We start from the raw sequence: 12,694 nt of genomic DNA, 5'->3' as shown, positions 1-12,694 counted from the left end.
TGAAACACTGGGGGAGCTATGACGACAGCTTTGATCACGCATGCGGATTGTCTGGATCACGTGACACCGGATGGGCATCCAGAACAGGTGGCGCGCCTTGAACATGTTTTGCATGCCCTGGCCGGTATGTCTTTGCAGCGCGAAACGGCTCCTATGGTCGAGGATAGCGACCTCTTGCGCATCCATCCGCAGGCCCATCTGGATCAGATCCGCAAATCTGCCCCGGATGCGGGCCACCATCAGTTGGACGCGGATACCTGGATGTCGCCCGGTTCTTTGACAGCTGCGTATCGCGCGGCAGGGGCGGTGGTGAAGGCCGTGGATATGGTGCTGGGTGGCGACGCGCAAAATGCGTTTTGCGCGATCCGCCCACCGGGTCATCACGCAGAAAAACAAACGCCTATGGGCTTTTGCCTGTTCGGCAACGCGGCCCTTGCGGCCAAGATCGCCTTGGACAAACACGGGCTGTCCCGTGTGGCCGTGGTCGATTTCGACGTGCATCACGGCAATGGCACGCAGGATCTGCTCTGGGATGAAGAGCGCGCCTTGGTGATCACAAGCCAGCAAATGCCGCTTTGGCCAGGCACTGGCGCGGCCTCTGAGCGGGGCAAGCACGGGCAGATCGTCAATGTGCCGCTGCCCCCCGAAAGCGACGGGGCGCATATGCGCGCAGCTTATGAGGCGCATGTTTTCCCACGTCTGCGCGAATTCGCGCCCGAGCTGATCATCATCTCAGCCGGGTTTGACGCCCATCAGGACGACCCGTTGGCCCAGCTCAACTGGTCGACCGATGATTTCCGCCGCCTTACGCAAGATCTGTGCAAAATCGCCGATGAATGTGCACAGGGCCGCGTGGTATCGACTCTGGAAGGCGGGTATGATTTGCAGGCCCTCGCAGCGTCAGCTAAGGCGCATGTAGAGGTTTTGATGGAGGCAGGCGCATGAGCGACGCAGCAATCGCAGAGATGAGTTTCGAACAGGCCATGGCCGAGTTGGAACAGGTTGTCGGCCAGTTGGAACGCGGCGACGTGGCGCTTGAGGCGTCGATCACGCTTTATGATCGCGGTGCCAAACTGCGCGCCCATTGCGAGGCCAAGCTGAAAGAGGCCGAGGAAAAAGTTGCTGCCATTACGCTGGACGGCGACGGCAATCCGGCGGGCACCAAGCCACTTGATGCGGGCTGATTTCAGGTGCAAAAACTCGAGACCATAACCTTGCCGGTTCCGGGCCCACTTCCCTTTGAGCAAGCGCTGCGTACCGCACGTGCTGCGGTCGAAGAATTCCTCGATGGCAACTTTGCCCGGTTTGATGGGCAGGTCGCCGAGGCGATGGCCTATGCGGTCAAAGGTGGCAAAGGGCTGCGCGGGTTTCTGGTTATCGAAAGTGCGCGTGTAAACGGTGTCGCTTTGGAGGGGGCGGTTGCCGTTGCGGCTGCGATTGAATGCATCCACGCCTATAGTCTGGTCCATGATGATCTGCCATGCATGGATGACGACGATCTGCGCCGTGGCCAGCCCACTGTGCATCGCAGGTGGGACGAGGCGACCGCTGTTCTTGCTGGGGATGCGCTTCAGGCCTTGGCATTCGAGCTGGTCGCCGATTCCGGCTTGCCCGCTGAAGCCACGGTTGACTTGATCCGCAATTTGGCACGCGCCTCGGGGATCGAGGGGATGGTCGGCGGGCAAGCAAAAGATATTGCTGCCGAAACCGCTGAAACCCCTCTGACACTGGACGAAATCATTGACCTGCAGGCGGGCAAAACCGGGGCCCTGATCACATGGTCTGCTTCGGCTGGGGCATGGATGGCCGGGGAAAACCCGAGTTTCCTTGAGGATTACGGCGACGCGCTTGGGCTGGCCTTTCAGATCTGGGACGATGTTCTGGATGTCGAGGGCGATGCGGCGCTGGTTGGCAAGGCCGTGGGCAAAGACGCCGATGCGGGCAAGGCAACCTTTGTCAGTCTGCTGGGCTTGGACGAGGCGAAACGCCGCGCAGAACAGCTCGTGACCGAGGCCTGTGATGCGCTATCTATTTACGGTGATGATGGCGAATGCTTGCGGCAGGCCGCGCGCTTCGTTATTTCGCGTCAAAACTGAGCGCAAAGCCGGGTAATCCCAAGGGAGACCTCATGTCTGATAGGCCAGAAACGCCGCTGCTGGATCGTGTATCTTCGCCTGCGGATCTCAAGCATTTCAGCGATGCCGAACTGACCCGGCTGGCGCATGAGCTGCGCGCCGAGACGGTGGCCACTGTGTCCAAGACCGGCGGGCATTTGGGTGCGGGGCTGGGTGTGGTTGAACTGACCGTGGCTTTGCATGCGGTGTTTGACACGCCGCAGGACAAGATCATCTGGGATGTCTCGCACCAGTGTTACCCGCACAAAATCCTGACCGGGCGACGCGATCGTATGGGCACGATCCGTCAGCAAAACGGCATTTCCGGATTCACCAAGCGCAGCGAAAGCCCCTATGACCCGTTTGGCGCGGCGCATAGTTCGACCTCGATCAGCGCCGCTTTGGGGTTCAAGGTCGCCGCCGATCTGGGCGGGAACAGCCCGGTTGGTCATGGTGACGCCATTGCCGTGATCGGCGATGGTGCCATGACCGGTGGCATGGCCTTTGAGGCGATGAACAATGCTGGGCACCTGAAAAAGCGTATGTTCGTGGTGCTCAATGACAATGAAATGTCGATTGGCCAACCCACCGGCGCGCTATCCTCTTACCTGACCCGGCTTTACGCCGAGGCCCCGATGCAAGACCTCAAGGCCGCCGCCAAAGGCGCAGTCAGCCTGCTGCCCGAACCCTTCCGCGAAGGGGCGAAACGCGCCAAGGAAATGCTCAAGGGCATGGCTTTGGGCGGCACTTTGTTCGAAGAGTTGGGGTTTAGCTATGTCGGGCCGATTGATGGCCATGACATGGACCAATTGCTGCCGATCCTGCGTACTTTGCGCGAACGCGCGACCGGGCCGGTTTTGCTGCATGTGGTGACGAAAAAGGGCAAGGGCTATGCCCATGCGGAATATGCGCCCGACAAGGGCCATGCGCGTGGCAAGTTCGACGTGGTTTCTGGCAAGCAGCACAAAGCCCCCAGCAACGCACCAAGCTACACCAAGGTATTTGCCGATCAACTGATCAAACAGGCGGCGGATGACCCGCAGATTTGTGCCGTAACGGCGGCCATGCCGGATGGCACCGGGCTTGACCTGTTTGCTGAACGTTATCCAAGCCGGTGTTTTGACGTCGGAATTGCCGAACAACATGGCGTGACCTTCTGCGCGGCTTTGGCGGCGGGCGGGATGAAACCGTTTTGCGCGATGTATTCGACTTTCTTGCAGCGCGGTTATGATCAGGTGGTGCATGACGTGGCCATTCAGCGCCTGCCGGTGCGCTTTGCCATTGATCGCGCAGGTCTCGTTGGGGCCGACGGAGCGACCCATGCCGGATCCTATGACATTGCCTATATGGCCAATTTGCCGGGCATGGTGGTTATGGCGGCAGCGGACGAGGCCGAGCTGTGCCACATGATCGCGACAGCGGCAGCGCATGACGCGGGCCCGATTGCTTTCCGCTATCCGCGCGGTGAGGGGCAGGGCGTCGACATGCCAGAGCGCGGCGAAGTGCTCGAAATCGGCAAAGGCCGGATGATCCAGGAGGGCGCGCGCGTTGCGATTCTCAGCTTTGGCACCCGTTTGGGTGAGGTCATGAAAGCCTCAGAGGCGTTGCAGGCGCGGGGCATCAAACCCACTGTGGCGGATGCGCGTTTTGCCAAACCGCTGGATCGGGATCTGATCCTGAGCCTCGCGCGTGAACACGAGGCCTTGATCACCATCGAAGAGGGGGCCGTGGGCGGTTTTGGCTCGCATGTTGGGCAGTTGCTGGCCGAAGAGGGCGTCTTTGATCGCGGCTTGAAATACCGCTCGATGGTGCTGCCGGATGTGTTCATCGATCAGGCCAGCCCAAGCGCCATGTATGACGTGGCGGCGATGAATGCGGAACATATCGAAGCCAAGGTGCTGAATGTGCTGGGCGTTGAGGTGCTGGATAAGCGTGCTTAAAGCTTGCTGGCGGTAACGCCGGTGAGCGAGAGCAACACAAAAACCAGTGATTTTCTCAGTCGCTGCACGTCGGCAAAAATTTCGGCGTCACCAAGAAGGTAGACGGGGAGCTTTTGTGGATTGCATATGCAAAGCCACTGCAGTTGGCTCATTTCACTGTGCCACAAGGGGAAGAAAAAGGGACCTGGCCCGCCCATAAGTGTTCGCTCTGACATAATTTTCTGCAAAGCGTCAGGGTAATGCTTGCGAATACGCGCACGTAACCGGCGCAAAGTCCGAGCTTTGTAAAGCATGAGGAAGTCATTCAGATCCATGAATTTCCGCCCTCAACAAAGCCTGCAACCCAGCTCGGTAGTCAGGATAGATCAACTGAACCCCCAGCTCTTCCTTAATACGCGTGTTTGAGACTTTCTTGTTCTCAGCATAAAAACTGCGCGCCATGGGGGACATTTGGGCGATTTCGAAATCGACCTCTTCGGGCAGAGGCAGGTTCAGAAGTTCTGCGGCATAGGCGATCACGTCTTGCGGCGGGGCCGGGTCGTCATCGCAGACATTGTAGACGCTACCGGGATTGGGGGCATTGATTGACGCGGCCAGAACCTGGGCGATGTCGTCCACATGGATACGTGAGAACACTTGGCCCGCTTTGATGATCCTGCGCGCGGTTCCAGCGCGGACTTTGGAAAAAGGCCCACGCCCTGGGCCATAAATCCCCGCAAGGCGGAAAATGTGCAGCGGCAGATCAGGGATGGCGCCCCAAGCGTTTTCTGCAGCAACGCGAATTTCGCCGCGATGGGTGGACGGGGTTAGCGCTGTGGTTTCATCCACCCAATCGCCGCCATGATCTCCGTAAACGCCCGTGGTCGATAGATAGCCGACCCAATTAAGCTGACGCGCCCGTTCGGCAATGTCAGGCCCAATGGCGTTGAGCGTTGGGTCCCCTTCATCCGTGGCCCCCGCAGAGATCAAAAGATGGCTGGCCTCTGACAGGGCCTCTGACAGGTTTTCGGGCGACCAGAGCACCGGATCGACGCCTTGGCTGCGCATGGAATCGGCGCGCGCCTCATCGCGGATTGTGCCGAGGATGCGCCAGCCCTGCGGGATCAGGACCCGGGCCAATGCGCTGGCTGTATAACCATGGCCCAAGGAAAAAAGTGTTTTTCTCATGGGACATAGGTGGCGCGAAACGGGTTTTGTTTCAAGTGTTACGAAAAATGCTTTTCAGATTGAGTTTTGTAACATATCTTGTCGGTAGAGCTTTAACGCGGGCATCGCTTGGATCGATGCGCGCAAGAGGAGGAAAGCCACATGTATTCCCAGGGATTGATCGGCGCGGATGGGTCTACCGAGGAAACGCAGGATTTTCTGGATGCTTTCCAGAAACGCATCGATGCCGAGGAAAAGATCGAACCCAATGACGCGATGCCCGAAGGCTATCGCAAAACGTTGGTGCGTCAGATCGGTCAGCACGCGCATTCCGAAATCGTCGGTATGCTGCCCGAAGGAAACTGGATCACACGCGCTCCGTCATTGCGGCGCAAGGCGGCTCTGTTGGCCAAGGTGCAGGATGAGGGCGGGCATGGGCTGTACCTTTATTCTGCGGCTGAAACCTTGGGCGTGTCGCGCGAGCAGATGACCGAGGAGTTGCTGAGCGGGAAGGCGAAATATTCCTCGATCTTCAACTATCCAACGCTCAGCTGGGCCGATATTGGCATAATCGGCTGGCTGGTGGATGGCGCGGCGATCATGAACCAGATTCCGCTCTGTCGCTGTTCCTATGGGCCTTATGCGCGGGCGATGATCCGGGTCTGCAAGGAAGAAAGCTTTCACCAGCGTCAGGGCTATGAGATCGTCATGTATCTGGCGCGCGGGACCGAGGCGCAGCGCGAAATGGTGCAGGATGCCTTGAATCGCTGGTGGTGGCCCTCGCTGATGATGTTTGGGCCGCATGATGCGGATAGCGCCCATTCCGAGCAGAGCATGGAATGGAAGATCAAACGCTTTTCCAACGATGCGCTGCGGCAGAAGTTTATCGACGCGACAGTGCCGCAGGCGGAGTTTCTGGGGCTGACGCTGCCGGATCCGGATCTGAAATGGAACGCGGAGAAGGGCGGTTATGATCACGGGGACATCGACTGGGAAGAATTCTGGCGCGTGGTCAAAGGCAACGGTGTGATGAACCGCGACCGGATCAAAGCGCGCAAGAAGGCCTGGGACGATGGGGCCTGGGTGCGTGAGGCGGCGCTGGCCCATGCGGATAAACGCGCGGCGCGCAAACAAGCAGCAGAATAATGCGCCAAGGGATGGGGGACGTGCGCGCAAGGCGCGACACCCCACCCACCATCCCTTTGGGCGCTCCGAAACTGGGAAGAGGAAAGAAAATGGCCAATGAAATCCCCCTATGGGAAGTGTTCATCCGCCCACGCAACGGGCTGAGCCACAAACATGTCGGCTCGCTCCATGCGGCGGATGAGGTCATGGCGCTAAACGCGGCGCGGGATGTTTACACGCGTCGGGGCGAGGGGACCTCAATCTGGGTTGTGCGTTCGAACCAGATTGTCGCCAGCGACCCCGATCAGGCGGATGAGAACTTTGAGCCCACCGGCGACAAGATTTACCGCCACCCGACATTTTACGACATCCCCGAAGAAGTGGGGCATATGTGATGGCCCTGTTCAACGCGCTTTTGGAACTGGCGGATGACCATCTGGTCCTAGGGCATCGCCTGTCGGAGTGGTGCGGCCATGCGCCGATGCTTGAGGAAGATCTGGCCATGCCCAATATGGCGCTGGATCTGATTGGCACGGCGCGGGTGCTGTATGATCACGCAGGCAAGGTCGAAGGGCAGGGGCGTGACGAGGATGCGCTGGCCTATCTGCGCGGCGAGCGCGAGTATCGCAATTGCCTGCTGGTTGAACGCGAGAATGGTGATTTTGCCGTGACCATGCTGCGCCAGCTCTATTTCGCCGCCTTTATGGAACCTTATTGGCAGGCGGGGCTAGACAGCTCGGATGAGGTGATCAAAGGCGTTGCCGGCAAGGCGGTCAAAGAGATGGCCTATCATATTCGCCATGCTGGAGAATGGGTGATCCGGCTTGGGGATGGCACCGAGGAAAGTGCCGCGCGAATGCGCGATGCGGTGGAGGAGCTGCATTGCTTTACCGAAGAGCTCTTTGAGGAAGGGGCTGCTGAGGGCGTGGATGCCTTGCCAAGCCGGGCGGCGATCCGTCCGATTTGGCAGGCGACCATTGTGCGTATCTTTGCCGAGGCCGGGTTGAGCATGCCAGAAGCTGTCTATCCGCAAACCGGTGGCCGGTCGGGGCAACATAATGAGGTGCTGGGTCATATGCTGGCCGAGATGCAAAGCCTGCACCGCGCCCATCCCGGGGCGGTCTGGTGATTGCCGAACTGACAGAGCAGGTCGCCTGGCAGGCGGCGGCCTCTGTGCCGGATCCAGAGGTGCCATGTGTCACGGTGGCCGAGCTGGGCATTTTGCGACAGGTCAGCATGGAGGATGGCGTGGCGGTGGCCAAGGTCACGCCAACCTATTCCGGGTGCCCGGCCACTTTGGCGATTGAGCTGTCCATCGAGGCGGCTTTGCGTGATGCCGGGTTTGAGGCGCGGATCGATCGTGTCTTGTCCCCCGCCTGGACCACCGATTGGATCACCGCTGAGGGGCGCGAAAAGCTGCGCGCCTTTGGCATCGCACCGCCTGTGACAGGTAGCGGCAAAGCGGCCTTGTTTGCCAGCCCGGATGTCTGTTGCCCGCGCTGTGGCAGCGTGCGCACCATCCGCATCAGCGAGTTCGGTTCAACCGCCTGCAAGGCGCATTACCAATGCCAAAGCTGCGCTGAACCCTTCGACTATTTCAAATGTATCTGAGGAGAGATGCATGTTCCACGACTTGACCATTTCCGAGATCCGGCCCGAGGGGCGCGATGCCATCGCTGTCAGCTTTGACCTGCCGGAGGCGTTGAAGGCGGATTTTGCCTTTTTGCCCGGGCAATATCTGACTTTGCGCAGTGAGATCGCGGGCGAAGATGTGCGGCGCAGCTATTCCATCGCCTCGGCCCCCGGAGCGCCGTTGACCGTTGGCATCAAACGGGTTGAGGGAGGGTGTTTTTCGACAGCCGCTCAGGATTGGAAACCTGGCGATACGGTGCAGGTCATGCCGCCGGAAGGGCGCTTTACCTATCATGGGCAGGGCCGGATTGTGCTGGTTGCCGCCGGATCCGGGATCACGCCGATGGTGTCCATAGCCTCAGAGGCTTTGGAACAAGGTGGCGAGGTCGCGTTGATCTATGGCAATCGCGACAGCGGGTCGATCATGTTTTTGGACGCGCTCGAGGCGTTGAAGGATCGCTATTTGGATCGCTTTACCTTGATCCATGTGCTCAGTCGCGAACCGCAGGATGTGGCGCTGCTGAATGGGCGCATTGATGGTGAGAAAGTGACAGCCTTGGCGCGGGCGGGCGCGATTGATCTGGCGGGCACGGATGGTGTGTTCCTGTGCGGCCCGGGCGAGATGATCGAAAACGTAACTGGTGCTTTGGATGGAATGGTGAGTGCGGATAAGATCCATCACGAATTGTTCTACACCGAAGTGGGGCCAAGACCCGAACGCTCGGCCAAAGCAATGGCGGCGGCTGAGGCGGGTGTCACCGTTGATGTCATTCTGGATGGCGCGCGGCGCAGCTTTCAGGTTGAGGCCGAGGATGAGGATGTGGTGGCCGCGGCGGCCCGGCAGGGGCTCGAGCTGCCATTTTCCTGCAAGGGTGGCATGTGCTGCACCTGCCGCTGCAAGGTGGTCGAAGGCGATGCGGAAATGGCGGTGAACTTTTCGCTGGAACCTTGGGAGTTGGAGGCGGGCTTTACCTTGGCCTGTCAGGCGCGCCCGACATCGGAAAAGCTGGTGCTGGACTTTGACGCGGCTTAAGGGGCGCTGCCCCTCTGGAGCCTAGGGCTCCATTCACCCCGAGGTATTTGGGGACCAGAGAAGACAAAGACGGTATAGGCCGGTCTTGTTCAGGAGCACCTGTGGAGGGAATGCGTGGCGGACTGGCCTGTTCTTGCCGGCAATAAGCAATCTTGTGCTCAGCACAAATCCGCTGAGAGATTTCTACTTTGAGATGTCCTAAGCTGCTCTCATGTACCCTCACTTGTTCCTGGTTGGTGCGCTGATCCTATCCGCATGTTCCAGCGTATCTAAAGTGTCCCAATCGGTGCCAGAGCCTGTCCCTGCTCTGGCACCAACCCCTTATGATCCCCCGCTTTATCCCAATGAAACGCCCGAGCTGCGGGAGCAGATCAACAGATGGGCGGATCATTATGATTTGCCACGCTTGCTGGTGCATCGACTGGCTATCCGTGAAAGCACCCATCGCCCCTGGGCGCGTAACGGACCCTATTATGGGTTGTTCCAGATCCTGCCGGAAACCGCGCGCACCATGGGGTATCGTGGTAGCGCCGAGGGGCTGTTGGATGCCGAAACCAATCTGGAATTTGCGCTGAAATACCTCAAAGGTGCCTATTTGGTGGCCGATGGCGACCCGGATGAAGCGATCATGTGGTACGCCAAAGGCTATTATTATGAGGCCAAACGAAAGGGGCTACTGGTTGAGACGGGCCTGCGCCCGGGTTAACTTGCGTAGTCGCTGCCCTCGCTATCCAGAAGAGCCTTGAGCTCGGCCAGATGGCGCGTGTCTTGTTCGGGATAGTCCTCAAGCTCGCGCGCGGTTTTCTCGGCGATCTCGTCGCTTAATACATCCAGCGGCTGCCCCGTTTGCAGGGCGCGGATAAAGGTCTCGGCGGCGCGTTCAAAGTAATAGAGCCGATTGAACGTCTCGGCCACCGTGTCTCCAATCACCATGACGCCATGATTGCCCATGATCATGACCATTTGCTTGGGATCGGTGAGCAGCGCAGCACAGCGCGCGCCCTCTTCCTCAAAGGCCAGGCCGCCGTAATGCTCATCAATCACCACGCGGTTGAAAAAGGTCGCGCAATTCTGATCGATGGGGGGCAGGCGCTTGTCCTTGAGGCAGGCCAGAACCGTGGCGTGAATGGAATGCACATGCATGGCGCAACGGGCATGCGGGCAGTGGCGATGGATGCCACCATGCAATCCCCAGGCGGTCGGGTCGGGCGCATTGGGGCCGCTGAGTGTATCGGGATCATTGGCGTCCACGACGATCATGTCCGAGGCGCGGATGCGGGCGAAATGCATCTGATTGGGGTTCATCAGAAACCGTGTGCCATCCTCGTTGATGGCAAGGCTGAAATGATTGGCGACGCCCTCATGCATGTTCAGCCGCGCGGTCCAGCGAAAGGCCGCAGCCAGATCAACCCGTTCCTGCCAGTGTTCGATATTGGCCTTGGTTTGCATGTCTAAGCCGCCTTTTCGGAAAGTGTTGTCACCTATCTGAAAACCGCAAAAGACCTGTTGTCAAATCTTCATATGCCTTCGCGCTGTTAGCGCTTGAAACCTTGCGGTGAAGCTGCCACTTTCGGTCAATTCACGCGCTGCCTGGCAGGTTTCCCCGTAAGGCAATGACGAAACCCGGGCGTTGTGACTGCTCGGTTCCGGTGAAACCGCCGAAGCGGCGCGAGACGCACATAAAAAGAAAAGGAAAAAGAATGCAGGATAAAGCCGCCGAATTGCAGATTGTCTCTCCGCATGGATTTGCCAGCGAGAGTTTCGAAGACCCAAAGGCCGCTGTTGAGCGATTGATTGCGCTCTATGATGAGGCCGCCAGCTTTTTGCGGGATCATTTCATGTCCGCCGTGGTTCAGGGGCATCCCGGGGTCCGCTATCGGGCCTTTTACCCCGAGATCCGGATCACCACCTCGAGTTTCGCCAAAGTCGACAGCCGGTTGAGCTTCGGTCATGTGACATCGCCCGGATGTTACGCCGCAACCGTGACTCGCCCGCGCATGTTTGAGCATTATCTGCGCCAACAGATTGGGTTGTTGATCCATAATCACGGGGTCAAAGTGCAGATTGGCCTGTCGGATACGCCGATGCCGGTTCACTTTGCCGTGGCCAATTTTCCGGATATTTCGGTGCCGCAGGAAGGGGCCGGATCCTTTGTGTTGCGCGACGTGTTTGACGTGCCGGATCTGGAAACCACCAATGATGACATCGTCAACGGGGTGGCAGACCCAGGCCCGGGTGAACCCGCGCCGCTGGCCCCGTTTACCGCGCAGCGCATCGATTATTCGCTCGCCCGTTTGGCGCATTACACCGCCACCGATCCCGAGCATTTCCAGAATCACGTGTTGTTCACCAACTATCAGTTCTATGTCTCTGAATTTGAGGCCTATGCCCGCACGCAACTGGCCGATCCCGACAGTGGCTATACCAGCTTTGTCAGCACCGGAAATGCCGAGATCACGACACCGGATGGTGAGTTGCCCGCCGCGCCGCGCATGCCGCAAATGCCGACCTATCACCTAAAGCGTGAAGGTGGCGGCGGGATCACCCTGGTCAATATCGGGGTTGGGCCATCTAACGCGAAAACTGCGACCGACCATATCGCGGTGCTGCGCCCCCATGCTTGGCTGATGGTGGGGCATTGTGCCGGTTTGCGGAATTCGCAGAGCCTGGGGGATTTTGTGCTCGCCCATGCTTATCTGCGCGAAGACAAGGTGCTGGATGATGACCTGCCCGTCTGGGTTCCGGTTCCGGCTTTGGCGGAAATTCAGATCGCTTTGGAAGAGGCGGTCGCCATGGAAACCCAGCTGGAAGGGTATGACCTGAAACGGATCATGCGGACGGGGACCGTGGCCACGGTGGATAATCGCAATTGGGAATTGCGCGAACATACCGGCCCAGTGCAGCGCCTGTCGCAATCCCGCGCAATCGCGCTGGATATGGAAAGTGCGACGATCGCTGCCAACGGGTTCCGGTTCCGTGTGCCCTATGGGACCTTGCTTTGCGTCTCGGACAAACCGCTGCATGGGGAGCTGAAACTGCCCGGTATGGCCTCCGATTTCTACAAGACTCAGGTGGCACGACATTTGATGATTGGGATTCGCGCCATGGAAAAACTGCGCGAGATGCCGCTGGAACGCATCCACAGCCGGAAGTTGCGCAGTTTCGAAGAGACCGCATTCCTGTAACCCAAGGTCAGTGGGAGGAAAAATGCCGGGAAAGGCCATGTTTTAAGGCTTTTCTGCACACGAATTGTTGTGTTTTCCTCCTACATCCTGTTTATTCCCGCAACAGGGCCCCAAGAGTTGGGCAGTGAAGGAGACCATTCAAATGGCGAACAAACCCATGACTAAGACTCAGCTGGTTGCTGCACTGGCTGAAAAGATGGACGCAGACAAAAAGACCGCCGGTGCGGCTCTGGACGCTGTTGTCGAGATCATCACCTCCGAAGTGTCTGCAGGCGGTGCGGTGACTCTGCCAGGCGTTGGCAAAATCTATTGCCGTGAGCGTCCTGAGCGTATGGTGCGCAACCCAGCCACCGGTGAACAGTTCAAGAAAGAGGCGGATAAGCAGGTCAAAATGACCATCGCCAAAGCGCTGAAAGATAGCGTGAACGCCTAATCCGGTATCTATCGGATCATGTTTAGGGGTCGCGCATTGCGCGGCCCTTTTTCGTTGCCAGTTTGCACCCGATTGAAGGGGAACCC

The 12,694-nt window shown here is 58.8% G+C and carries 15 protein-coding genes; 12 read left to right on the top strand and 3 right to left on the bottom strand.

Features of this window, described 5'->3' with window-relative positions; genetic code table 11:
• Positions 1-18: 18 nt before the first annotated feature.
• The 4 genes from CLV87_RS04310 to dxs are packed head-to-tail and all read left to right on the top strand — an operon-like array spanning position 19 to position 4,054.
• Positions 19-945 carry a histone deacetylase family protein gene (locus tag CLV87_RS04310; protein ID WP_099243281.1) on the top strand — a complete coding sequence of 309 codons (927 nt, stop codon included), beginning with the start codon at positions 19-21 and terminating at the stop codon, positions 943-945.
• On the top strand, positions 942-1,184 hold the full coding sequence (locus CLV87_RS04305; RefSeq protein ID WP_099243282.1) for an exodeoxyribonuclease VII small subunit: 243 nt from the start codon (positions 942-944) through the stop codon (positions 1,182-1,184). Before CLV87_RS04310 ends, CLV87_RS04305 begins: the two co-directional genes overlap by 4 nt.
• Before the next feature lie 6 nt (positions 1,185-1,190).
• Complete coding sequence (locus tag CLV87_RS04300) at positions 1,191-2,096, top strand: polyprenyl synthetase family protein (protein WP_370739614.1); 906 nt, start codon at positions 1,191-1,193, stop codon at positions 2,094-2,096.
• Positions 2,097-2,128: 32 nt separating this feature from the next.
• Complete coding sequence (gene dxs / locus CLV87_RS04295) at positions 2,129-4,054, top strand: 1-deoxy-D-xylulose-5-phosphate synthase (RefSeq protein ID WP_099244778.1); 1,926 nt, start codon at positions 2,129-2,131, stop codon at positions 4,052-4,054.
• Here dxs and CLV87_RS04290 read toward each other — a convergent pair.
• Together CLV87_RS04290 and CLV87_RS04285 are read right to left on the bottom strand one after the other, a co-directional pair.
• Positions 4,051-4,368 carry a hypothetical protein gene (locus CLV87_RS04290; protein WP_099243283.1) on the bottom strand — a complete coding sequence of 106 codons (318 nt, stop codon included), beginning with the start codon at positions 4,366-4,368 and terminating at the stop codon, positions 4,051-4,053. The two genes, dxs and CLV87_RS04290, sit on opposite strands and share 4 nt — an antisense overlap.
• Positions 4,355-5,221 (bottom strand): SDR family oxidoreductase, encoded by an 867-nt coding sequence (locus CLV87_RS04285; protein WP_099243284.1) that lies wholly within the window; start codon positions 5,219-5,221, stop codon positions 4,355-4,357. The genes CLV87_RS04290 and CLV87_RS04285 overlap by 14 nt, the downstream gene beginning before the upstream one ends.
• A gap of 141 nt (positions 5,222-5,362) precedes the next feature.
• Between CLV87_RS04285 and paaA the strand changes: the two genes are divergently transcribed.
• From paaA to CLV87_RS04255, 6 genes are all read left to right on the top strand, one after another.
• A complete protein-coding gene (gene paaA / locus CLV87_RS04280; protein WP_099243285.1) occupies positions 5,363-6,346 on the top strand; it encodes a 1,2-phenylacetyl-CoA epoxidase subunit PaaA in 984 nt (327 codons plus the stop codon).
• An 89-nt stretch (positions 6,347-6,435) separates the two neighbouring features.
• Positions 6,436-6,720 carry a 1,2-phenylacetyl-CoA epoxidase subunit PaaB gene (gene paaB / locus CLV87_RS04275; RefSeq protein WP_099243286.1) on the top strand — a complete coding sequence of 95 codons (285 nt, stop codon included), beginning with the start codon at positions 6,436-6,438 and terminating at the stop codon, positions 6,718-6,720.
• Positions 6,720-7,454, top strand: a complete 735-nt coding sequence (paaC, locus tag CLV87_RS04270; protein WP_099243287.1) for a 1,2-phenylacetyl-CoA epoxidase subunit PaaC — start codon at positions 6,720-6,722, stop codon at positions 7,452-7,454. The genes paaB and paaC overlap by 1 nt, the downstream gene beginning before the upstream one ends.
• Entirely contained in the window at positions 7,454-7,936 is a 483-nt protein-coding gene (paaD, locus tag CLV87_RS04265) for a 1,2-phenylacetyl-CoA epoxidase subunit PaaD (RefSeq protein ID WP_370739631.1), read from the top strand. Before paaC ends, paaD begins: the two co-directional genes overlap by 1 nt.
• Positions 7,937-7,946: 10 nt before the next feature.
• Complete coding sequence (locus CLV87_RS04260; protein ID WP_099243289.1) at positions 7,947-8,990, top strand: 2Fe-2S iron-sulfur cluster-binding protein; 1,044 nt, start codon at positions 7,947-7,949, stop codon at positions 8,988-8,990.
• 211 nt (positions 8,991-9,201) lie between these two features.
• The gene (locus tag CLV87_RS04255) at positions 9,202-9,696 is read left to right on the top strand and encodes a lytic transglycosylase domain-containing protein (RefSeq protein ID WP_099243290.1); all 495 of its coding nucleotides are present in this window, start codon (positions 9,202-9,204) and stop codon (positions 9,694-9,696) included.
• On the opposite strand, the gene CLV87_RS04250 is transcribed toward CLV87_RS04255, so the two are convergent.
• Entirely contained in the window at positions 9,693-10,439 is a 747-nt protein-coding gene (locus CLV87_RS04250) for a class II aldolase and adducin N-terminal domain-containing protein (RefSeq protein WP_099243291.1), read from the bottom strand. The two genes, CLV87_RS04255 and CLV87_RS04250, sit on opposite strands and share 4 nt — an antisense overlap.
• Before the next feature lie 251 nt (positions 10,440-10,690).
• Between CLV87_RS04250 and CLV87_RS04245 the strand changes: the two genes are divergently transcribed.
• Both CLV87_RS04245 and CLV87_RS04240 read left to right on the top strand, forming a co-directional pair.
• The gene (locus tag CLV87_RS04245) at positions 10,691-12,175 is read left to right on the top strand and encodes an AMP nucleosidase (protein WP_099244780.1); all 1,485 of its coding nucleotides are present in this window, start codon (positions 10,691-10,693) and stop codon (positions 12,173-12,175) included.
• Between the two features lie 142 nt (positions 12,176-12,317).
• Positions 12,318-12,608 carry an HU family DNA-binding protein gene (locus tag CLV87_RS04240; protein WP_099244782.1) on the top strand — a complete coding sequence of 97 codons (291 nt, stop codon included), beginning with the start codon at positions 12,318-12,320 and terminating at the stop codon, positions 12,606-12,608.
• Positions 12,609-12,694 lie beyond the last annotated feature (86 nt).

Origin of the sequence: Pelagimonas phthalicica (assembly GCF_004364805.1) — a bacterium.
In the GTDB taxonomy this organism is placed as follows: Bacteria; Pseudomonadota; Alphaproteobacteria; order Rhodobacterales; family Rhodobacteraceae; genus Pelagimonas; species Pelagimonas phthalicica.
Note: the sequence above shows the minus strand (reverse complement) of the source record. Positions and strands in the feature narration are given on the sequence as shown.